At 71.0% G+C, this 20,452-nt stretch carries 18 protein-coding genes and 1 tRNA gene; 6 read left to right on the forward strand and 13 right to left on the reverse strand.

Translation table 11 applies throughout. The features are described from left to right. Nucleotides 1–53 precede the first annotated feature (53 nt). The gene (locus QWJ13_RS03475; protein ID WP_316520380.1) at nucleotides 54–659 is read right to left on the reverse strand and encodes a hypothetical protein; all 606 of its coding nucleotides are present in this window, start codon (nucleotides 657–659) and stop codon (nucleotides 54–56) included. A 364-nt stretch (nucleotides 660–1,023) separates the two neighbouring features. Here QWJ13_RS03475 and QWJ13_RS03480 point away from each other — a divergent pair, with 364 nt between their 5' ends. Then, the gene (locus QWJ13_RS03480) at nucleotides 1,024–1,233 is read left to right on the forward strand and encodes a DUF5703 family protein (RefSeq protein WP_316520381.1); all 210 of its coding nucleotides are present in this window, start codon (nucleotides 1,024–1,026) and stop codon (nucleotides 1,231–1,233) included. Nucleotides 1,234–1,381: 148 nt separating this feature from the next. On the opposite strand, the gene QWJ13_RS03485 is transcribed toward QWJ13_RS03480, so the two are convergent. From QWJ13_RS03485 to QWJ13_RS03495, 3 genes are all read right to left on the reverse strand, one after another. Beyond that, nucleotides 1,382–2,221, reverse strand: coding sequence for a chaplin (locus QWJ13_RS03485; protein ID WP_432277415.1), 840 nt, complete (start codon nucleotides 2,219–2,221; stop codon nucleotides 1,382–1,384). Between the two features lie 405 nt (nucleotides 2,222–2,626). Beyond that, the gene (locus QWJ13_RS03490; RefSeq protein ID WP_432277416.1) at nucleotides 2,627–2,863 is read right to left on the reverse strand and encodes a chaplin; all 237 of its coding nucleotides are present in this window, start codon (nucleotides 2,861–2,863) and stop codon (nucleotides 2,627–2,629) included. A 271-nt stretch (nucleotides 2,864–3,134) separates the two neighbouring features. Further along, nucleotides 3,135–4,466, reverse strand: coding sequence for a M20/M25/M40 family metallo-hydrolase (locus QWJ13_RS03495; protein WP_316520385.1), 1,332 nt, complete (start codon nucleotides 4,464–4,466; stop codon nucleotides 3,135–3,137). Between the two features lie 290 nt (nucleotides 4,467–4,756). On the opposite strand from QWJ13_RS03495, the gene QWJ13_RS03500 reads away from it, so the two are divergent. Further along, nucleotides 4,757–4,844 (forward strand) — tRNA-Leu (locus QWJ13_RS03500). Nucleotides 4,845–4,939: 95 nt separating this feature from the next. Here QWJ13_RS03500 and QWJ13_RS03505 read toward each other — a convergent pair. The 4 genes from QWJ13_RS03505 to QWJ13_RS03520 all read right to left on the reverse strand — a co-directional run bounded on the left by QWJ13_RS03505 (nucleotide 4,940) and on the right by QWJ13_RS03520 (nucleotide 8,104). Continuing rightward, complete coding sequence (locus QWJ13_RS03505; protein ID WP_316520386.1) at nucleotides 4,940–5,209, reverse strand: hypothetical protein; 270 nt, start codon at nucleotides 5,207–5,209, stop codon at nucleotides 4,940–4,942. A 273-nt stretch (nucleotides 5,210–5,482) separates the two neighbouring features. Beyond that, nucleotides 5,483–5,752 (reverse strand): hypothetical protein, encoded by a 270-nt coding sequence (locus QWJ13_RS03510; protein WP_316520387.1) that lies wholly within the window; start codon nucleotides 5,750–5,752, stop codon nucleotides 5,483–5,485. Between the two features lie 371 nt (nucleotides 5,753–6,123). Beyond that, nucleotides 6,124–6,864, reverse strand: a complete 741-nt coding sequence (locus QWJ13_RS03515) for a TetR family transcriptional regulator (protein ID WP_316520389.1) — start codon at nucleotides 6,862–6,864, stop codon at nucleotides 6,124–6,126. An 88-nt stretch (nucleotides 6,865–6,952) separates the two neighbouring features. Continuing rightward, the gene (locus tag QWJ13_RS03520; protein ID WP_316520390.1) at nucleotides 6,953–8,104 is read right to left on the reverse strand and encodes an acyl-CoA dehydrogenase family protein; all 1,152 of its coding nucleotides are present in this window, start codon (nucleotides 8,102–8,104) and stop codon (nucleotides 6,953–6,955) included. Between the two features lie 183 nt (nucleotides 8,105–8,287). Between QWJ13_RS03520 and QWJ13_RS03525 the strand changes: the two genes are divergently transcribed. Next, nucleotides 8,288–8,725 carry a Zn-ribbon domain-containing OB-fold protein gene (locus QWJ13_RS03525; protein ID WP_316520392.1) on the forward strand — a complete coding sequence of 146 codons (438 nt, stop codon included), beginning with the start codon at nucleotides 8,288–8,290 and terminating at the stop codon, nucleotides 8,723–8,725. A 155-nt stretch (nucleotides 8,726–8,880) separates the two neighbouring features. Here QWJ13_RS03525 and QWJ13_RS03530 read toward each other — a convergent pair whose 3' ends face one another. Further along, nucleotides 8,881–9,843, reverse strand: a complete 963-nt coding sequence (locus QWJ13_RS03530; protein ID WP_316520393.1) for an electron transfer flavoprotein subunit alpha/FixB family protein — start codon at nucleotides 9,841–9,843, stop codon at nucleotides 8,881–8,883. Nucleotides 9,844–9,920: 77 nt separating this feature from the next. Next, complete coding sequence (locus QWJ13_RS03535; protein ID WP_316520395.1) at nucleotides 9,921–10,706, reverse strand: electron transfer flavoprotein subunit beta/FixA family protein; 786 nt, start codon at nucleotides 10,704–10,706, stop codon at nucleotides 9,921–9,923. A 379-nt stretch (nucleotides 10,707–11,085) separates the two neighbouring features. On the opposite strand from QWJ13_RS03535, the gene QWJ13_RS03540 reads away from it, so the two are divergent. Both QWJ13_RS03540 and QWJ13_RS03545 read left to right on the forward strand, forming a co-directional pair. Then, a complete protein-coding gene (locus tag QWJ13_RS03540) occupies nucleotides 11,086–12,366 on the forward strand; it encodes a hypothetical protein (protein ID WP_316520396.1) in 1,281 nt (426 codons plus the stop codon). Then, nucleotides 12,363–12,974 (forward strand): hypothetical protein, encoded by a 612-nt coding sequence (locus tag QWJ13_RS03545; RefSeq protein WP_316520397.1) that lies wholly within the window; start codon nucleotides 12,363–12,365, stop codon nucleotides 12,972–12,974. The genes QWJ13_RS03540 and QWJ13_RS03545 overlap by 4 nt, the downstream gene beginning before the upstream one ends. On the opposite strand, the gene QWJ13_RS03550 is transcribed toward QWJ13_RS03545, so the two are convergent. Continuing rightward, nucleotides 12,937–15,114 (reverse strand): ATP-binding protein, encoded by a 2,178-nt coding sequence (locus tag QWJ13_RS03550; protein ID WP_316520398.1) that lies wholly within the window; start codon nucleotides 15,112–15,114, stop codon nucleotides 12,937–12,939. The genes QWJ13_RS03545 and QWJ13_RS03550 overlap by 38 nt on opposite strands. Before the next feature lie 214 nt (nucleotides 15,115–15,328). Here QWJ13_RS03550 and QWJ13_RS03555 point away from each other — a divergent pair, with 214 nt between their 5' ends. After that, a complete protein-coding gene (locus tag QWJ13_RS03555) occupies nucleotides 15,329–18,394 on the forward strand; it encodes an AfsR/SARP family transcriptional regulator (RefSeq protein ID WP_316520399.1) in 3,066 nt (1,021 codons plus the stop codon). A gap of 183 nt (nucleotides 18,395–18,577) precedes the next feature. Here the strand turns inward: QWJ13_RS03555 and QWJ13_RS03560 are convergent, their stop codons facing one another. Both QWJ13_RS03560 and QWJ13_RS03565 read right to left on the reverse strand, forming a co-directional pair. Continuing rightward, a complete protein-coding gene (locus QWJ13_RS03560; protein ID WP_316520400.1) occupies nucleotides 18,578–19,375 on the reverse strand; it encodes a family 1 encapsulin nanocompartment shell protein in 798 nt (265 codons plus the stop codon). A 14-nt stretch (nucleotides 19,376–19,389) separates the two neighbouring features. Beyond that, nucleotides 19,390–20,421 carry a Dyp-type peroxidase gene (locus QWJ13_RS03565; protein WP_316520401.1) on the reverse strand — a complete coding sequence of 344 codons (1,032 nt, stop codon included), beginning with the start codon at nucleotides 20,419–20,421 and terminating at the stop codon, nucleotides 19,390–19,392. Nucleotides 20,422–20,452: the final 31 nt, after the last annotated feature.

Consider the following 20,452-nt stretch of genomic DNA (forward strand, 5'->3'; position numbering starts at 1 on the left):
GCCCCGGTGATCCCGGGCCCGCCCGTCGGCGTTTCTTCGCGTCCTGGACGGCTTCAGTCGTCCAGGTCCTCGTCGTCGTAGACCTCGCTCACGTCGAACCGGCAGATCAGCAGCTGCGGGTCGGCGTGCTCGAAGGGCTCCGGCAGCCACTCGCCCGGCTCGGTCGGCTCGGCGGCCGCGACCCAGAGCGTGGAGTCGCCCTCCTCCAGGCCGAACTCCTCGCTGCGTGCGGCGATCTCGTCCGGCTCGTACTCACCGAACAGCACGCCGATCGCGGCGTTCACCTCGCCCGTGCCGGAGCCGCCCGGGGTGAGCGAGTCGTCCAGCCGCTCGGCCTGGGCACGCAGCCGCTTGGGGTCGACGACGTGGTAGTCGCGGCGGATCAACACGCTGATCGCCTCGGGCTGTTCGGGGCCGTGGTACCCCCCAGGGCCCTCGTCCCCGGGGATCTCGAAGGGCGTGACCTCGTCGTAGGCCTCGTACAGGAGCTGGTCGTAGGCGATGGCCGCCGTCGCGAGCTGCTCGTAGGCGGCGGACACGGCGGGATCATCGGCTGCGTTGGGGCTTGACACCGCTTCCAGATGACGGTCGATGGCGGCCTTGACCGCCTCAGCGGCGGCGCGTACCTCGGCAATGGTGGGCTGCGCGGCATCAGACATGGTGCAGACGCTATCTCCCCGCGGTGTCGGTACGCACAGCGGTTGTCACCTACACCCGCGATTTCACCGCAACTTCCCCCCTGATGTCCGATCCGTGCCGCTTCGTCCCTGCGCGGCACCGGCGCGAAGCGGGCGCCGAGGGCGCGCACCGGGCTCCGCGGGGCCGTCCGGGCACGGCTTCGCGCGCCGGGATCGGGGTATTCCTTCCCCAGCGACAACAGAGCTGATCCACTGTCAGTCGACTGTCCGGTCCACACCCCCACGGGCCGCCGCTCCCGCACCGGAGTGCCGGCCGGAAACACCCGGGCCGACTGTCCGGGGCAGGCCGTAGGCTTGCTCGAAGGTGATCCCCAGGAGGAGCGTTTTGACCCCACGGAAGCCGGTCCGGCAGCCGGAGTACGAGTACCAGTCCCTGCGCATGCCGCGCGGCACCACGCGCAACGCGGCGCGCCAACTGCTCACCGAGCACGCCGAGTACGGGCGCTGGGAGCTCGACCGGCTGCGGTTGTTCCCCGACGGCAGCCGGACGGTCCGGCTGAAGCGGCGGATCATCCGGCAGGTCCGGAGCTGGTGACGAGCGGGGCACCCGCTCCCCGGCGAGGCCCGGCACCGAGCCGTCACGCACCCGCGGCCGCCGCTTCGGCGGGCGGCCGCGGGTGTGCCGTTCCCATGGAAAGGCGCGCGCCCCGGTCAGGGCGCGCGCCGACCTCCGGTCCTTCGCGTCAGCGGACGCCGGCCCTGGCGCGACGGTAGAGCACGCCACCGCCGAGCAGCAGGGCGAGACCGGCGGCGCCGAGCAGCTCGACGTCACCGGCACCGGTGTGCGCCAGCTGGGCCGGGGCCTGGGCGGGCTTGACGGCCGACTCCGCCGCCACGACCGGCGGAGTGCTGCGCGGGACGGGCGGGGCCTCCTCGGCGGAGACCTGCGGCGGGGTCGGGCAGGCCTCGGCGCAGCCCTCGGCCGGCGGGGCGACGGGGGGCTTCGGGGCGGGCGTCTCCACGTTGGCGCAGTGGTTGCCGAAGGCCGGGTTGCCGACTCCGGCCACGTTCACCGAGTTGCCGCAGGCGTTGACCGGGACGTCCACCGGCGCCTGGACGCTGTTGCCGGAGAGCACGCCCGGCGAGTTGGTGGCGACGCCGGAGGCGCCGGCCCCCGGGGTGGCCGTCCCGGTGCCCTGGAAGCCGCCGGCCTCGGAGCCGCCGAGGCCGCTGCCGCCGACACCGCTGCCGCTGGTAGCACCACCACCGACACCGCTGCCGCCGATGCCGCCTCCGGTACCGCTGCCGCCCGTGCCGCTGCCACCGCCGGGGTGACCGGTCTGGGCGGGCTTGGCGGCCTGGTGCCCCCCACCGCTGACGTTGGCGCACTTGTTGCCGAAGGACGGGTTCAGCAAGCCGACCAGGTCGATCGTGTTGCCGCAGAGGTTGATCGGTGCGTCGATCGGCACCTGCACCGAGTTGCCCGAGACGACACCGGGCGAACCGGTAGCCACCCCCTGCGCCTCGGCGCCACCCGCGTAGGCGTAGCCGGCGGTCGAGGCCAGCACACTGCCGGTGGCCACGGCCGTGAGGATCCCCTTCTTGGCTACATTCCTCATGTTTTCCCCTGACATCTAGAGATGACGTGTCGACCCTGGCATGAACCTGTAAAGAAGTCGGAATTTCGGTATATCCGTAAATCACGCAAGGGCTTCGGCTGCACACGGGTTAACGAGGGGCCAACGGGGAGGTTGAGCCGAACGCATCGGCTTCACCCGATCGAGGGATTGTGCCGAATCCCCTGTATCCGGCACGCCCGAGAGGTATCGGCCTGAGAGCTGCCGGCCCGAGACGGATCGGCCGAGAGGCGTCGACCCGAGAGGCACCCGGCAGTCGCCGGAGAAACCGAACGCCCCCGGTGCGGCGCGTCCGCCGCCCGGGGGCCGGGTCGAGTCTGCTCAACAGGCCCCAGTGGCCCGGAGGTTGGCTCAGGCGTTGCCGCAGGCGTTGCCGAACACCGGGTTCAGCAGGCCGATGACGCTGATGCTGTTGCCACAGACGTTGACCGGGATGTGCACCGGAACCTGAATCGAGTTGCCCGAAGCGACACCCGGGGAGCCGACGGCCGCACCCTCGGCGACACCGTGAGCGGACGCGATGCCCGCGGCGGCGAACACCAGGCCACCGGTGGCGGCGGTGACAGCGGCGATCTTCTTGACCTTCATCATTCCTCCTGTATGGACAACGCAACCCGTTCGGCGGGCTGCACAGGGATGAACGACGCTGCGGCAAACGGGGTACGGACCGGATCTCCCATTCACCCTCAACGGTGAGAACTCGCACGCATGATCGGCTTGAGATTCCCGGCAGAATCGCTTCTGTTGATCTCCCCCGACCCATCCCACAATCATCCGCTCGGACAATGCGGTCGGCCCGCTCCCGGCGCTCCGGAAGCGGGCCGACCCAGTCGCCTGATCAGGCTTGATCAGGGGAGATTCAGCAGGCGTCGATGAAGCGGTCCAGCACCCGGACGCCGAACTTCAGGCCGTCCACCGGCACCCGCTCGTCCACGCCGTGGAACATCCCGGCGAAGTCCAGCTCCGGCGGCAGCTGGAGCGGCGCGAAGCCGAAGCAGCGGATGCCCAGGTCCTGGAAGGACTTGGCGTCCGTCCCGCCCGACAGGCAGTACGGCACCGCCCGGGCGATCGGGTCCTCGGCGCGCAGCGCGGTCTGCATCGCCTCGACCAGGGCGCCGTCGAAGCCGGTCTCGATCGCCCGGTCCGAGTGCAGGCTCTCGCGCTTCACGCGCGGGCCGAGCACGCTGTCCAGCTCGGCCAGGAACTCCTCCTCGTAGCCGGGCAGGAAGCGCCCGTCCACGTGCGCGGTGGCCTGACCGGGGATCACGTTCACCTTGTACCCGGCGCCGAGCATGGTCGGCTGGGCGGTGTTGCGCAGGGTGGTGCCGATCATCTTGGCGATGCCGCCGAGGACGCGCAGCGTCTCGTCCATGTTCTCCGGGTCCAGCTCGACCCCGAGCGCGTCCGACAGCTCGTCCAGGAAGGCCCGGACGGTCTTGGTGATCCGCAGCGGGAACTGGTGCCGGCCGAGCCGGGCGACGGCCTCGCACAGCTCGGTGATCGCGTTGTCGTCGTTCTCCATCGAGCCGTGGCCGGCCCGGCCCTCGACCGTCAGGCGCATCCAGTGCATGCCCTTCTCGGCCGTCTCCACCAGGTAGAGGCGGACCTGGTCGTTGACCGTGAAGGAGAAGCCGCCGACCTCGCCGATCGCCTCGGTCACGCCCTCGAACAGCCCCGGGTGCTTGTCGACCAGGAAGCGGGCGCCGTAGGTGCCGCCGGCCTCCTCGTCGGCGAGGAAGGCCAGCACGATGTCGCGCGGGGGCTTGCGCCCGGTGCGCAGCCGGTCGCGGATGACGGCCAGGGTCATCGCGTCCATGTCCTTCATGTCGACCGCGCCGCGCCCCCAGACGCAGCCGTCCGCGATCTCGCCGCCGAACGGGTCGTACGTCCAGTCCGCGGCGTTGGCCGGCACCACGTCGGTGTGGCCGTGGATCAGCAGACCGGGGCGAGAGCGGTCCTCGCCCTCGATCCGGACCACCGTCGAGGCCCGCCCCTTGGCCGACTCGAAGATCTTCGGCTCCAGCCCGAACTCGGCGAGCTGTTCGGCGACGTACTCGGCCGCCCCCCGCTCACCCGGGCCGGAGCCGTCGCCGTAGTTGCTGGTGTCGATCCGGATCAGATCGCGACAGATCTCGGCGACCTCCGACTCGGCCGTCGCCTTCGGGGCCGCCGACTCGCTCCGCTCGCTCACGGTCACTCCTCGTCTTGGGCCCGCACCGACGCGCCAGCGCGCCACCCCCAGGACCTGCACCCGGGCCGTACGAGCACGTCCGCCCATCCTCCCCCAGCCCCCCGCCGCGATCCAGCCCCGCGGGCTCCCGAAACCCGCTGGTCACACCCCCGCCACCCGGCACCCCCTGCCCTCGTCACCGGTGCCGCTCCCCCGCGCGGAACCGTTTTGGGACCCCAAGCCGATCTTTGCTACAGTTACATCTGTCAGCGCGACGGACGAGAGATCGGAAGCCGCGAGGACGACACCTAGTCCGGGTGGCGGAATGGCAGACGCGCTAGCTTGAGGTGCTAGTGCCCTTTATCGGGCGTGGGGGTTCAAGTCCCCCCTCGGACACCAGCGAAGGGCCCCAGTTGATCTGGGGCCCTTCTGGTTTTCCGGTCGCCGTGGTTTTCCGGTCGCCGTGGCTTTCCGGCGGCGGTGTCCGGCTTATGTCACTCGTTGTTCCAGGTGGCGCCCGCGCCGGTGAACGAGCCGTAGACGCCGGTCTCGTCCACCCACATCCAGTAGTCCGCGTGTGAGATCCCGTCGGAGCTGACGGAGGACTCGGTGCCGGCGACACCGGCGCCGTTCTCGTTGACCACGAACTGGCCCTTGCCGAAACTCGCGTCCAGGCCTTCCGTGGCCGAGGCCAGGCCGGCGCAACCGATCACGAGCGGGACGGTGAGGGCGCCGACGGCCAGGACATGCTTGAGAGCACGCATGAAGATCTCCTCCACGGAGTTCCGGGTTGGGGCGGCGGGCGCCGTCCGGCCCCGCCGCGACTCAGGGAGCCACGGCGCAGCGTCGCGTCGCAACCGATGACACGCCCCCGTCCGGCCCCACGGCCCACCAGGATCGGTGGTCCTACCAGGGGAAATACAGCTCGTATGCTCATTTCTGAAGATCAGTCGGCTGGAGCACTCGCGCGCCCGCCGCTCCGAGCAGCGGATTCCCCCCGGAACCCAGGCGGGCTCCGGGGGGATTCCTGGCTCGGGTCAGCCCTGCTGGTAGGTGGCGCCGGCACCCGTGAAGGCGCCGGAGATGCCCTCGTTGTCCGCCCAGATCAGCATTTCGGCGTGCTGGACCCCGTCGGAGTTCAGCACCGAGTTGGTGCCCAGGACGCCGGCGCCGTCCTTGTTGACGACGAACTGGCCCGCGCTGTAGTTCGCATCCAAGCCTTCCGCAGCCGAGGCCAGGCCGGCACAGCCGATCACGAGCGGGACGGCGAGGGCACTGGCGGCCAGGACACGCTTGAGAGAACGCATGGAAATCTCCTCCACGGAGTTTCGGGGTGTGAGGCGGCGGCACCGATCGGCCCGCCGGATTCAGACAGCCACGCCCCGTATCCCGTCGCAACCGGCGTCGCGGGCATCCCGACCGATGCTCAGTCGGAAACGCCGTGTCGACCAGCAGAAATACTGATCAGGTGATTGTCGGGAGGATCATTCGGCCGGAGCAGACCGGCGACACTCGACAGCCCGACCGGTCCGGCGCCGCCGACGCCTCCGCGCCGCCTGGCGCCGCCTCGCCCCTCGCCGATGTCATTCGAACAGCCCGATACGGGGGCCTGCCGTACGGGAACAGTTGACCGAAGCCCAGGGACCCGGGGCCCGTGGGCGGGTCGTCGGGGTGGTCCTCAGGGCCGGCGGGCGTCGTTGCCCAGGGCGCTCTCGATGCCCTGGACCATCCGCCACAGCGGCGCCCGGCGGCTGGCGACCAGAACCACGACCTCGTCGGACTCGCCCTCGGCGGCGGCCTCCGCCGGGCGGTCGCTCCAGGTACCGGTCACGAAGGCCATCGCCGCGTCCACCTCGGCCACCCAGTCGCTCTCCCCGCCCGAGCGCAGCCAGGTGCGCAGGGCGTGGTTGTGCGCGGAGACGACGGCCGCGGCGATCACGTCCGCGCGCAGCGGGCCGTCCGGGCGGTCGGCGAAGCGGTCGCGCAGGTAAGCGGCGAGGGTGTGCTCGTAGCGCCAGACCACGGACAGCTCGTACGCCCGCAGGCCGGGCACCTTGCGGGTCAGGCGGTAGCGCTGGACGGAGAAGGAGGGCTGCTCGGCGTACATCCGCAGGACCAGGCGGGCGGCGTCGCAGGCGTGCTTGACCGGGTCCTCCTCGCCGCTGCCGGACTCCAGGAACTCCGTCATCTCGGCGAGGCTGCGCTCGTGGTCGGGGAAGACCACGTCCTCCTTGGCCGGGAAGTAGCGGAAGAAGGAGCGCCGGCCGACGCCGGCCAGCGAGACGATGTCGTCGACGGTCGTCTGCTCGAAGCCCCGCTCCAGGAAGAGCTCGAAGGCCGCGGCCACCAGCGCCTCGCGCATCGCCGGCTTCGAGGGCCCGTCATTCATGGGCTGGTCCTGCTCTTCCTTCTCGCTCATTCACCGGAACCTAACATCCACCCCCGGGGGTGGCGGGGACGGCCGGGCCGCCCGGTCGGGCCCGGCCGTCGGTGTGCTCGGGGGCGGGTTACGGGAGGTTGCGGGCCATGACGATCCGCTGGACCTGGTTGGTGCCCTCGTAGATCTGCGTGATCTTCGCGTCCCGCATCATCCGCTCCACCGGGTAGTCCCGGGTGTACCCGTACCCACCCAGCAACTGCACCGCGTCCGTCGTGATCTCCATCGCCGCGTCCGACGCGTAGCACTTCGCCGCCGCCCCGAAGAACGTCAGATCCGCGTCCCCACGCTGCGACTTCGCCGCCGCCGCGTACGTCAACTGCCGCGCCGCCTCCAGCTTCATCGCCATGTCCGCCAGCATGAACTGGACCCCCTGGAACTCCGCGATCGCCTTGCCGAACTGCTTGCGCTCCTTCACATACCCCTTGGCGTAGTCCAGCGCCCCCTGCGCGATCCCGATCGCCTGCGCCGCGATCGTCACCCGGGTGTGGTCCAGCGTCTTCATCGCCGTCGCGAAACCCGTGCCCTCCGCACCGATCATCCGATCCACCGGGATCCGCACATTGTCGAAGTACACCTCACGCGTCGGAGAGCCCTTGATCCCCAACTTCTTCTCCGGAGCCCCGAACGACACCCCCTCGTCGCCCTTCTCCACCACGAACGCCGAAATGCCCTTCGAACGCTTCTCCGGGTCGGTCACGGCCATCACCGTGTAGAACTCCGACACACCCGCGTTGGTGATCCAGCGCTTCACACCGTTCAGCACCCAGAAGTCCCCGTCCCGCACCGCCCGGGTCTTCATCCCCGCCGCGTCCGAACCCGCCTCCGGCTCCGACAGGCAGTACGAGAACATCCCCTCACCACGCGCCAGCGCCCCCAGGTACTTCGCCTTCAGCTCCTCCGAGCCCGACAGCTGCACCGGCAGCGACCCCAGCTTGTTCACCGCCGGAATCAACGAGGACGACGCGCACACCCGCGCCACCTCCTCGATCACGATCACCGTCGCCAACGCGTCCGCACCCGCACCGCCGAACTCCTCCGGCACGTGCACCGCGTGCAGGTCATTGCCCTGCAACGCGTCCAACGCCTCCCGCGGGAACCGCCCCTGCTCGTCCACCTCCGCCGCGAACGGAGCGATCTTCGCCTCGGCCAGCGAACGCACCGCCTCACGGAGCATCTCGTGCTCCTCGGAGATACGGAAGAGATCGAACTCCTGGCTCATGATCGCCACTCCTGTTTCACGACGGTACTCAGTACCCTTCATTATGCACGCGCAAGGCAAAAAGGGAACTCAGTGCCTTCCCTTTGCGGTACTGAGTTCCCTATCCTTTTCGTGCCGAACGTCTGGCGTACGTCCGCCGTACTTCCGCCGACAGAGCCGGCCCGAGCGCAGGGAGATGACAGCGTGGTCCACTCAGCCATCGATGCCGACAGCCGGAGTACGACGCTGTACTTCCAGCGCTGTACGTGGTGCAGCAACCCGACCTTCCAGCGATTGCTCTGCCCGACCTGCGGCTCCACCGAGCTGACGCTGGAGCCGAGCGAGGGCACCGGCGTGGTCCGGCGCTGCGCGGTCGAGCAGGCCCGCACGCCACTGGTCCGTCAGAAGTCCCTGATCCGGATGGCGGAGGGCTTCGACGTCTGGTGCATCGTCGACGGGATGCGCAGCACCGTCCCGATCGGCACCCGGGTGCGGCTGTTCTCCTCCCCCGACTCCGAGCAGCCGGAACTGCGGCTGCTGCCGATGGAGGAGCCACCGGTGACACCGGAACCCGAGCCGCGCCCGCTGCCGCCCACCCAGGGCGGCTTCACCCAGCACCTCGCGGCCTACGTGGCGGACTGAGCCTGGCTCCCGGCCGGGTGCCTGGAACCGCTCCTGGAACTGCTTCCGGAACGGACCCCGGAAGAGCTCTCGGAAGAGCTCCGGAGACGACGGAGGGCGTGGCACCGAGTACCACTCGGTGCCACGCCCTCACTGTCGTCCGTGACCTTCGGCGATCAGGCCTTGCGGGCCTTCACCTCGGCGGTGAGCTGCGGCAGGACCTCGAAGAGGTCGCCGACCACGCCGTAGTCGGCGAGCTCGAAGATCGGGGCCTCGGGGTCCTTGTTGACGGCCACGATGGTCTTCGAGGTCTGCATGCCGGCCCGGTGCTGAATGGCGCCCGAGATGCCGTTGGCCACGTACAGCTGCGGCGAGACCTGCTTGCCGGTCTGACCGACCTGGCTGCTGTGCGGGTACCAGCCGGCGTCCACGGCGGCGCGCGAGGCACCGACCGCGCCGCCCAGCGCGTCCGCGAGCTCCTCGACCACGCCGAAGCCCTCGGCGGCACCGACGCCACGGCCGCCGGAGACCACGATGGCGGCCTCGGTCAGCTCGGGACGGCCGGAGGACACCCGCGGGGTGCGCTCGACGACCTTGGCGGCGTTGCCGGTGAACTCGACGGCGACGTTCTCGACGGCGCCCGCGGCCGGGGCGGCCTCGGGGGCGACGGCGTTCGGCTTGACGGTGATGACCGGCACGCCGTTGCTCACCCGGGAGTCGACGGTGTACGAGGCGGCGAACACCGACTGGGTGGCGATCGGGCCCTGGTCGCCGGCCCGCAGGTCGACGGCGTCGGTGATGATGCCGGAGCCGAGGCGCAGCGCGACGCGGGCGGCGATCTCCTTGCCCTCGCCGGAGGACGTGACCAGGACGGCGGCGGCGTCGTTGGCCTTGGCGATCTGGGCCAGGGCGTCGACCTTGGGGACGACCAGCTGGTCGGTGAACTCGGCGCCGTCGGCGACGTACACCTTGGCCGCGCCGTACTCGCCGGCCTTGGCGGCGATGTCGGCGGCGGCCGCACCGGCGCCCAGGACGACGGCGGACGGCTCGCCGATGCGGCGGGCCAGGGTCAGCAGCTCCAGGGCCGGCTTGCGGACCACACCGTCGGCGTGGTCCACCAGGACGAGAATCTCAGCCATTGCTCAATGTCTCCGTGTTTCGCGGGGTCGGGGGGTGGGGGCGGCTCAGATGAACTTCTGGTCGGCGAGGCCGCCTTCTAGATGAACTTCTGGTCGGCGAGGAAGCCGGCGAGCTGCTTGCCGCCCTCGCCCTCGTCCTTGACGACCGTGCCCGCGGTACGCGCCGGACGCGCCGCCACCGACTCCACCGCCGTCCACGAGCCCGCCAGGCCGACCTCGTCCGCCTCGATGCCCAGGTCGTCCAGGTCCAGCGACTGCACCGGCTTCTTCTTCGCCGCCATGATCCCCTTGAACGACGGGTAACGGGCCTCGCCCGACTGGTCCGTCACCGAGACCACGGCCGGCAGCGAAGCCTCGACCAGCTCGGTCGCCGCGTCACCGTCCCGACGGCCCTTCACCACACCGCCCTCGACCGACACCTCCGACAGCAGCGTCACCTGCGGCACACCCAGACGCTCCGCCAGCAGCGCCGGCAGCACACCCATCGTCCCGTCCGTCGACGCCATACCACCGATCACCAGGTCGAACCCGACCCGCTCCAGCGCCTTCGCCAGGATCGCCGACGTCCCGATCACATCCGAACCGTGGATGTCGTCGTCGTTCACGTGCACGGCCTTGTCCGCACCCATCGACAGCGCCTTGCGCAACGCGTCCTTCGCGTCGTCCGGCCCCACCGTCAGCACCGTCACCTCGGCGCCCTCGTTCGCCTCCGCGATCCGCAGCGCCTGCTCCACGCCGTACTCGTCCAGCTCCGACAGGAGGCCGTCCACGCCCTCCCGGTCCGTGGTGTGGTCGTCCGCGAAACGACGGTCACCCGTCGCATCCGGCACGTACTTCACACAGACGACGATCCTCAAGCTCATGAGCGGTTCTCCTGTCACGGGTGCACGGATGCACTTTGATCCATGGCCTCAGGCATGCCGGGGGTACTGAGTGCCAAGCCCGCCCGGGTGCGACCAGCGCACCACGAGCACCACCTGGACCGGGATACCGTGTCGGCTCTCTTCGACTGGCGTCAGAGGCTCCACCGAGAGAATACGGCACTCAGTACCCCTCGTAAAGGAACTCAGTACCCTTCCCGGTTCCCCGCCTGAACGGCGGTGCCGGAAGCGGTTCGAAAGCGGACACAAGGTTTCCGCAAGCCCCGCCAGGTCCCGTCATGGAATCCGCCAGCCCGCCCGGGGAGCATCGGCCACGGGGCCCTTCACCGGCCCCGGCCTGGGATCAAGGAGGGGGAGAGGGATGACCTTGGTGCACGGGGAACAGGACATCACACCGGCCCGCGGGGGGAGCGACGGCACGGCCTGGAGCGACAACGGGCCGTGGGAGACGCTGCGGGACCGCAAGGAGGTGCTGGTCGTCGCCCAGACGATGGTGTACGCGCAGCGGCTCCACGACTTCTACTCGATGCTCGCCGCGGACCTGCGGGTCCAGGTGCGGTTCACGGTGGCACCGCACGTCTTCAACCGGGGCACCGCGGAGGTACTCCAGGCGCTGGGCGGCACCGTACTGCCGTGGAAGCAGGCGGTGCGGCAGGAGTTCGACCTGGTCCTGGCGGCCGGCTCCCGGGGGATGGAGCAGCTGCGCGGACCGATCGTCCGGCTGCCGCACGGCGCGGGCAACATCAAGCTGTCCCGGCGGAGCGCGCCGGACGGCGAGCGGGACGCCATCGGGCTCGGCCCGGACTACCTGTACTGGGAGGGGCGGCTCGTCCCCGCCTCGTTCGCGCTCGCCCACGAGGAGGAACTGCTCGAACTCCGGCGCAGCTGCCCGGAGGCCGTACCGATCGCCGAGGTGGTCGGCGACCCCTCCTACGACCGGATCGCCGCCGCGCTGCCGCACCGGGAGCGCTACCGGGCCGCGCTGGGGCTGCGGCCGGAGGAGAAGCTGGTGCTGGTCGCCTCCACCTGGGGCGACGGCTCGCTCTTCAGCCGGCTCGACGCCGTACTGCCCCGGCTGACCTCGGAACTTCCCCGGCGCGGCTACCGGACGGTCCTGCTGGCCCACCCGAACATCGCGGCCACCCACAGCTCCTACGCGGTCCGCTCCTGGGCGAGCGCCACCGCGCGGGGGGCCGTCACGGTCATCCCGCCCGAGACGGACTGGCGGCCACTGCTGGTCGCCGCCGACTTCATCGTCGGCGACCACGGCTCGGTCACCCTGTACGGCGCGATGACCGGCGCCCCCGTGCTGCTCGCCCAGTACCCGCACCGCCACGTCAACCCGCGCTCGCCGGCCGCCCAGCTGGCCGGCACCGCGCCGGCGCTCGCCCCCGGGCACCCGCTCGTCGGCCAACTCGCCTACGCCGCCGAGCAGTACCGCCCGGAGGAGTACGCCGCCATCGCCGCCCGGATCAGCTCGGAGCCGGGCCGCTTCGACCGGAACGCCCGCCGACTGCTGTACCGCGTCCTGGGGTTGGGCCAGCCGGCGCACACTCCGGATCCGGAACCGCTCCCCTTGCCCGCTCCGCTGCCCGATCCGCTGGACGCGGGCACGGCGGCCGGGTCACGGCGGGCCGGATGAGCGCGGCGGTGCACACGGTGCGGCTGACGCCGGTCGCCGGCCCCGGGACCGAGCCCGGTGTCCGATGGGCCGCGGCGCTGTTCGAGGCCCGGGTGAGTTCCCTCCCCGGCACCCTGCACGGGCTGTTGGCGGCGGAGCCGACCGCCGGGGCCGGGCCGGCCGGTCCCGGGTTCGAGGACGAGCACCTCGCGCTCGACCTCACCCGGACCCCGCCGAAGCGGTGGCGCCACCAGGCCGACGTGCTGCACGCCGGGCGGCTGCCGGCGGGCGGCGTCCTGGCCCGGCTCAGGGAGGTCCTGGCCGCCCACCCGGGCTGTGCGGTGGCCACCGCCGAGCACCGCACCGGGGTGCTGGTGCTGGGCCGGAGCGGGGCACCGCTGGTGCTGTGGCCGGCCGGGGCCTCCGGCGGCCCGCTTCCGCCGCTGGCCCTCGGCTCACTGGCCCACGCCTGGCTCGCGTTCGGCCGGCGGCTGGCCGAACTCTCCCGGGTGGACGTCCTCGGCCGGGTGGACGGCCTCTCCCGGGTGGACGTCCTCGGCCGGCACTCCCCCGAGCTCCCGCGGGCCTGTTTCAGGGCCCCGGGTCGTCGGCAGGGCGGTCCGAGGTGACCGGGGTGTCCGGGCCCGTGGCGTAAGCGGCGAGGCGGTCGGCCAGCCTGGCCGCCTCCGCCGTCGCGCCGAGCGCCTGGTAGCGGTCGCGCGACTCCTCGAACCGGGCACGGGCGGCGTCGGGGCGGCCGCGCCGCTCCTCCAGCTGCCCGGCGAACTCCAGCGTCCGGGCCTCCCAGTGCCCCGACAGCCGGGCCCGGAAGCCGGTGAGCGCCTCCCGGAGGCAGCGGTCGGCCTCGTCGTACGCGCCCAGCGCCGCGTGCGCCTGCCCGAGGAAGGCGATCGCGCGGGCGGCCTCGTAGTCGTCCTCGATCGAGGACAGCTCGCGATGCGCCCGCTCGATCGGCTCGACGGCCTCCGCGGCCCGGTCCGCGAGCAGCAGCACTTCCCCGAACGCCAGCCGGGCGAGCGCCGAACCCCGCAGGTAGCCCTGGGCCTCCCGGATCCGCACCACCTCACCCAGCCGGTCGGCCGCCTCGTCCAGGCGGCCGACCATCCGGTGGGTCTGGCTGAGCCCGTACAGCGCGTCGGCCTGCGCCAGCGGGTGCGCCAACTCCCGGGCGAGGTCGAGGGCTTCGAGGAACCAGTCGGCGGCCTCGGCCGCCTCGCCGGCGTTCCGCAGGCCGTTCCCGCCGGAGGTGAGCATGCGCAGCTCGCCGTGCCGGTCGCCGTCCGCCCGGGCCGCGCGCAGGCCGATCCGGTGGGCCTCGACCCAGAGCCGGGCCGGACGCAGCCGGAGGAACAACGGCCACATGGCGTCCGCGAGTTGCCAGGTGGCGGCGGACCGATCGCGGGCCGGCGCCCAGCGGAGCAGCTCGGCGAGGCGGTCGCGCTCCTCGTCGAGCCAGCCGAGCGCCTGCGTGTCGTCCGTGAACTCCCTTGCGGGATAAACCGGTTGGGACCGGTAGTCGCGCGGGAGCGTGCGGTGACTCGGGGAGACGACCGCCTCGGCGGCGGTGGCCGAGGCGAGGTACCAGTCGACGACCCGGTCGACGGCGGCACGGCCGAGCGGGGTGTCGGCCAGCTCGGCGCCATGCCCTTGGGCGTGCAGCCGGACCAGGTCGTGGAACCGGAACCGGCCGGACCCCAGCTCCTCCAGCAGGTGGACGTCCAGCAGGTCGTCCAGCAGCCGGTCGGCCGCGGCGAGGTCCACGTCGGCCACCACGGCGGCCGTCTCCAGGGTGAACCGGGCGAACGGCAGCAGGCCGAGCAGCCCGTACAGCCGGGCCGCGTCCGGCTCCAGCACGTCATACGAGGCGTCCAGCAGGCCCCGCACCGTCTCCCCGTCCGCGCGCAGCGCCGCGAGGCGGTCGGTGCCGCGCCCCAGGATCTCGGCCGTCGCGGCCAGCGACTGGACCGGTCGGGCCGCGATCCTGGCGGCCGCCAGGCAGATCGCCAGCGGCAGCCCGCCGCAGGCGCTCACCACCTCGGCCGCGGCGTCGCTCTCGTCCGCCACCCTGCTCCGGCCGACCCGTTCGGCGAGGATCTCGGCGGAGTCCGCCGTGGCGAGCGGGCTCAGCGGCCGGAACACGGCGCCGTCGATGCCCAGCCCGGTGAGCCGGCGGCGGCTGGTCACCACGACCACCGTGTGCTCCGAGCCGGGCAGCAGCGGTCTCACCTGCGCGGCCGTCGAGGCGTTGTCCAGCAGCACCGCGATCCGGCGCTCCGCCGCCAGCGAGCGCCAGAGCGCGGCCCCCTCCGCCAGGCTTCCGGGCACCGGCGAGATCCCGAAGGCCCGCAGGAAACCGCCGAGGGCCTCCGCGGGGTCGACGGGGCCCTCGGGCGCATAGCCGCGCAGGTCCGCGTAGAGCTGACCGTCCGGGAAGCGACCGGCCATTCCGCGCAGCCACCGGGCGGCCAGCGCCGTCTTCCCGACCCCGGCGGGGCCGGTCACCACCACGGTGACGTCGGCCGGCACCGCCTCTGGGGCGAGGGAGGAGTCCAGCGCCTCCAAGTCCGCCTTCCGGCCGATCAACTTACGCGGAGATGGCGGGAGTTGACGCGGCGTGGGCAGCGCCGGCGCGCCGTACAGGTGCAACCCGCCGTGGATCTCACCGGCCTGCACCACCGAACCGGACACCGTCGCGGCCCCGGCCAGCGAGTTCCGCACCACTCCACAGGGCAGATTGACATTGTTCACGGGCACCCGCCGAGCACGTTCGATCCTGCCACTGGCTCCCCCAGCCTCGGACGAATTATCGGTGCGGCGCTAGCATATGACGTATCGTCATGTCGAGATTATCCCCAAAGACGTGGCAGCGGAACCCCGCATTGGGTATGGCCGATCGACCCGGCCACATGCGATGCTCACCCGCGGCACGGCAAGTCGCCAGTCGACCGACGGGGGGCGTCGCGTGAAGTTCCATCTCCTCGGTGCAGTTGAACTGTCGGTAAACGGAGAGCCATTGGCGATTCGGTCCGACAAGCGGCGGCAGCTGCTGGCCGCCCTCGCCATGGAGGTCGGGAAGCCGCTCTCCCACGCCTCGCTCGCGTACCGACTGTGGGGCGAGGACCCTCCGCCCAGCGCACTGACCAGCCTGTACAGCCACGTCTCCCGCCTACGCGATCTACTCGAACGGGCAGCGCGGGCCTCGGGGACGAATGGCACCGGGGACGCGCCCACCATCGACACCCAATCGCACACGTACATTCTGCGGGCGGATCCCCAGCTGATCGACTGGTGGCAATATCTGGACTTCTCCAAGCAAGCCGGACTACTCACCGAGAACGGACAGGACCACCAGGCCAGAACCGTTCTCAGCCGCGCCTCCAGCCTGTGGTGCGGCGAACCACTGGCCGGCCTGCCCGGCGCCTGGGCCCAGACCACCCGCATCACCATGGCCGACCAGCACTTCGCCACCACGCTGCGTCGGATCGAGATCGATCTGCGCATCGGCCGCTTCGCCGAACTGATCCCCGAGCTCACCGCCCTGCGCGAGAACCGCCCCACCGACGAGCGGCTCGCCGGCCATCTGATGACCGCCCTCCACGCCGTCGGCCGAGCGACCGACGCACTGGCCGTCTACCCGGCCGTCGCCCGCCTGCTCCACACCCACTTCGCCACCGAGCCCGGCGAGACCCTCACCCGGCTCCACCGGTGCATCCTGCGCGGCGAGCCGCTTCCCGGCGCACCGGAGCGGGCCGAGGTCGCCCTGGACCCCGCACCCCCGGCCGCCGATCAGGCGGAGGCCCCCGGGCGCCCCCGCCTGATCGGCCGGGCGGACGACCTCCACCGAGTCCTGCCCGCCCCCGGTGCCCGGCTCGCCCAAGGCGGCGTGGTCACCGTCTCGGCGATCCTCGGCATGCCCGGGGTCGGCAAGACCACCCTCGCCCTGCACGCGGCCGACCTCATGCGCGAGCACTTCCCGGACGGCTACGTCCACCTCAATCTGCGCGCCCACGTCGGCAATCAGCCGCCGCTGACCTCGGAGGCCGCGGGCGCCCTGTTGCTCCGGCGCCTGGGCGTGCCCGCCACCACCATCCCGATCGACGCCGACGAGGTGTTCGCGCTCTGCGTGGAGACCCTGTCCTCGCGCCGGGCCGTCGTCGTGCTCGACGACGCCTCGAACGCCGCGCAGGTCCGGCCGCTGCTGCCGACCGCCCCGACCGCCCTGGTGATCGTGACGAGCCGCCGGCGGCTCACGGACCTGCCGGGTGCGCGGCCGGTGTTCCTGGACGTGCTGACGGTGGACGACGCCGTCTCCCTGTTCACCAACGTGGTCGGCCCCGAGCGCTCGACGGACATCGAGAGCATCATCAAGATCGTCGAGCGCTGCGGCCACCTGCCGCTCGCCGTCGAGATCATCGCCAGCCGCTTCAAGGGCCGCCCGTCCTGGACCTTGGACCATCTGGCCCGACGCCTCTCCCGGCCCGGTCGGCTCGCGGAGATCCGCATCAACTCGATCAACATCACCCAGGTCTTCGAGCTGTCGTACCGGTGCCTCTCCGCCAGACAGCGATCGGCCTTCCGACTGCTCGGCCTGTATCCCGGACCGGATTTCGGCGTCCACGCGGCTGCGGCTCTGTTCGGATGGAAGATCGATGAAACGGATGAGGTACTGGAGGCGCTGTTGAACGCCCACCTGATCATCGAGACCTCTCCGGACCGCTATCAACTGCATGATCTTCTCAGGGAGTTCGCAGTCAGCCTGGGAGTGAAACAGGGGCAACGGGAAGCAGCGGTCGAACGACTGATCCGCTTCTCCCTGCACGCCGCCGACCGGGCGGACCGGCTGCTCTATCCCCATAGATCGAGAACCGGGCTTCCGGAGGATCAACAACTCGGCAATCTGGCCGATCTGTTGAGTGCCATCGAGATGAACTCACCGGAATCCGCGCGGACTTGGCTGGATACCGAACACGCCAACCTGATCGCCCTGACCACGCACGCGCACGACATCGGGCTCGCGGAGGGCGGGGCCTGGCTCGCCCACGTCCTGGCCGGCCACCTGGAGGCCGAGGCCTACTGGCGCGAGGCGCAGGACATGCACCGGGCGGCCGCGACGCACTGGCGGTCGCAGGCGAACCACCGGCAGGAGGCACGGGCACTGATCGACCTGGGCGCGACGCTCGCCAACGCCTCGCACTACGAGCCGGCGACCGAGGCCCTCGAACGCGGGCTCGACCTCGCCCAGGCAGAGGGCGACCTGGACGCGGCAGCGAACGCGCTCAACCTGCTCGGGCGCCTGAGATGGGACCAAACCCGACACCACGAGGCTCTGGCCATCCAGCAAGAAGTACTGGCGATTCGCAAGAAACAGAACGACCAGTGGAACATGGCCCGATGCCTCGTCAACATCGGAATTCTGTACCGGTCCACCGGAAACTCGGAAGCAGCAACCATCGCCTACGAAAGCGCCCTGCCACTTTCCCGAAAGTTCAACGACAGGGTTCTGGAATTCCGAATACTCAACAATCTCGGGGATCTCCACCTCAGCTCCGGACGGAATCCGAAAGTACGCGGCATGTTCGAACGAATTCTGGAGATCGGGGGCGACTTCATGTCACAGCTCGACCTTTCCATAGTGCGCACCAACCTTGCGGCGACACTGACGATCCCCGAAGAGCTCGAATTTGCGCTCTCGCTCCATCAATCAGCCCTGGCGACCTTCCGAGAGGCCGGCAGCGTCCGCCACGAGGCCGACGCCCGCAACTGGCTCGGGGAGACCCTGCTCGCCGCCTGCCAGCCCGAGAAGGCCCGCGACCAGCACGCCGCCGCCTTGGACCTTGCCCGCTCCATTGACGCCACCCGCGAGGAGGTTGGCGCCCTTCGCGGCCTCGGCTGCTGCGAGGCCGCGCTCGGAAATCCGACTGCGGCCCTCGCACACCTGACGGCAGCTGCCGCCCTGGCCGAGCGGGTAGATATTTCCGACGAGGCAGCGCGGATCCGCACGGCGCTCGCGGATCTGAAATCGAACTGACCTTCCAGCGATCGCCATCGAAATGGCGTTCGATCATAGGCAGTGAGTTTGGCGCCTAGCTCGGCGTCTGGTTGAATCGACGCACCCCGGGATGCCTTCATGTCGATCCAAGCCAGAAAGTACGAACACGATGAGCATGTTCATGCACATAGCCTTGGCCGTCATTTCGATGCCGATTTGGTGCTAGCCGCGTAGCACGACGGCAGCCTCTCCCGTGTACACCCTGAACGACATCGACTCCTGCAAGTACAGGAGAATCGTTTCGGCATCGTGGGAGAGGTAGCCCACCGAGGCGTCCTGCCCGAGGAAGAGCTCGAAGTCTCCGCCTCGGGCGGACAGTAGATAGGCCCCTTCGATGGCCGGGGCCCAGATGATCTCACCGTCCAGCAGGCGGGCGAGGTGGTTGTGGACCGGGACGCCGTGGTCCGAGGCTTCGTTGACGGCGGTGAAGGCCGCGGCACCGAGCAGGAGTGAGTAGGGACCTCCGACTCCTCCGAGACGCAGAGCGGTGAGTGCTTTGCTGACCGCCTCAGGGTAATCCCTTACGTCGCTGGGGAGTTGGACCGGGGGGTTGGTGGAGGCCGCGCGGATGCCCTCGATCCCCGCGGCGGGATAGCCCTCGAAGATGGCGCGGTCCTCGGCGAGGGCCAGGCGACGGGCCGAGTCCTTGACCGGCTGCCAGTCGGAGTCGCGGGACCCGCGTTCGACGTCGTCCACGGCGTCGCGGCGGACGGTGAAGGGCACCCGGAGTTCGACCACCGGTTGGGCGGCGCGGGCGCGGGCCTGGACGCCGTCTGCCGGGGGGTCGATGCCGGTCAGGTGGCCGGTGCCGACGGCGGCGAGGGTGGCACCCTCGGGACCGGTGAGGTCGACCACCCGGCGGCCGGCGATGTGGAGCTTGAAGGTCTGACGGGCCTCCTCCTCGATCTCCTCCCACGCGGCGGCGGAGATCGGGGCGAGGTCGCGGTGGAGGTTGTCCATGGGAGCGGTCCTGTTCAGGTGGTCTGCTTGAGGCTGCCGATGCCGAGCGAGCCGTCCTTGGAAGTGACGGCGGGGGCGCAAGCGCCGGAGGGCACCGGCGGCAGGGAGTCCAGGAAGTCGGCGGTCGGGACGAAGAACAGCCCGCCGGTGACGGCGGTGGAGAAGTCGAGCAGCCGGTCGGTGGTGCCGGGCGGGTTGCCGACGAACATGTTGCGCAGCATCTCCTCGGTCACCCCCGGGTCCGCCGCGTAGCCGATGAAGTAGGTGCCGGCCTCGCCGCCGCGGCCCGCGTCGCCGAAGGTGCCGTACGGCATGTTGAACCGGACGATCTTCCGCTCCTCGCCGTCCGGGCCGGTGATCACGGTGAGCGCCACGTGCGAGTCGGCGGGTTTGACGTCGTCGGCCAGCTCGATGTCGGTGAGCTTGGTGCGGCCGACCGCCCCCTCCTGCTGCTCGACGCTGAGCGCGTTCCACTTGTCCATGTCGTGCACGTACCGCTGCACCATGACGTAGCTGCCGCCGCTGAACGCCGGGTCCTCCGCGCCGATCAGGGCCGCGTTCTCGGCGGCCCGGCCCTCCGGGTTTTCGGTGCCGTCGACGAAACCGAGCAGGTCCCGGTCGTCGAAGTATTTGAAGCCTTGGACGGAGTCGACGACGGCGGCCGCCCCGGCAAGCCGTTCGGTGAGCTGCGCGGCCAGTTCGAAGCAGAGGTCCATCCGCTCCGCCCGCAGGTGCAGCAGCAGGTCGCCGGGGGTGGCCGGGGCGCGGTGGCGGGGGCCGGCCACCTCCTGGAAGGGGTGCAGGGCGGCCGGGCGGGGGCCGGCGAAGAGCCGGTCCCAGAGGTCGGAGCCGATGCCGGTGACGCAGGTGAGGCCGCCTTCGGGGGCCCGGAAGCCGACGGCGCGGCGCAGCCCGGCGAGGTCGGGCAGCAGTGCGCGGACGGCGGATTCGCGGCCGGGTTCGACGGTGAGGACCAGGAAGACCGCCGCCGCGGTGAGCGGCGCGAGGACGGGCTGCGGGGTGGGCGGGGGTGATGCGGACGGCATGGGCGCGCTCCGGTCTCCGGGCCTGGTCATC

The sequence above is a fragment of the Kitasatospora brasiliensis genome, assembly GCF_032654805.1.
Lineage (GTDB): Bacteria > Actinomycetota > Actinomycetes > Streptomycetales > Streptomycetaceae > Kitasatospora > Kitasatospora brasiliensis.

What these genes read in the sequence shown, in the direction of transcription:
- QWJ13_RS03475 (WP_316520380.1), bottom strand. Translation starts at nt 659, where the DNA reads ATGTCTGATGCCGCGCAGCCCACCATTGCCGAGGTACGCGCCGCCGCT.
- QWJ13_RS03490 (WP_432277416.1), bottom strand. Translation starts at nt 2,863, where the DNA reads ATGAAGGTCAAGAAGATCGCCGCTGTCACCGCCGCCACCGGTGGCCTG.
- QWJ13_RS03505 (WP_316520386.1), bottom strand. Translation starts at nt 5,209, where the DNA reads ATGCGTGCTCTCAAGCATGTCCTGGCCGTCGGCGCCCTCACCGTCCCG.
- QWJ13_RS03510 (WP_316520387.1), bottom strand. Translation starts at nt 5,752, where the DNA reads ATGCGTTCTCTCAAGCGTGTCCTGGCCGCCAGTGCCCTCGCCGTCCCG.
- QWJ13_RS03515 (WP_316520389.1), bottom strand. Translation starts at nt 6,864, where the DNA reads ATGAGCGAGAAGGAAGAGCAGGACCAGCCCATGAATGACGGGCCCTCG.
- QWJ13_RS03520 (WP_316520390.1), bottom strand. Translation starts at nt 8,104, where the DNA reads ATGAGCCAGGAGTTCGATCTCTTCCGTATCTCCGAGGAGCACGAGATG.
- QWJ13_RS03530 (WP_316520393.1), bottom strand. Translation starts at nt 9,843, where the DNA reads ATGGCTGAGATTCTCGTCCTGGTGGACCACGCCGACGGTGTGGTCCGC.
- QWJ13_RS03535 (WP_316520395.1), bottom strand. Translation starts at nt 10,706, where the DNA reads ATGAGCTTGAGGATCGTCGTCTGTGTGAAGTACGTGCCGGATGCGACG.
- QWJ13_RS03540 (WP_316520396.1), top strand. Translation starts at nt 11,086, where the DNA reads ATGACCTTGGTGCACGGGGAACAGGACATCACACCGGCCCGCGGGGGG.
- QWJ13_RS03545 (WP_316520397.1), top strand. Translation starts at nt 12,363, where the DNA reads ATGAGCGCGGCGGTGCACACGGTGCGGCTGACGCCGGTCGCCGGCCCC.
- QWJ13_RS03560 (WP_316520400.1), bottom strand. Translation starts at nt 19,375, where the DNA reads ATGGACAACCTCCACCGCGACCTCGCCCCGATCTCCGCCGCCGCGTGG.
- QWJ13_RS03565 (WP_316520401.1), bottom strand. Translation starts at nt 20,421, where the DNA reads ATGCCGTCCGCATCACCCCCGCCCACCCCGCAGCCCGTCCTCGCGCCG.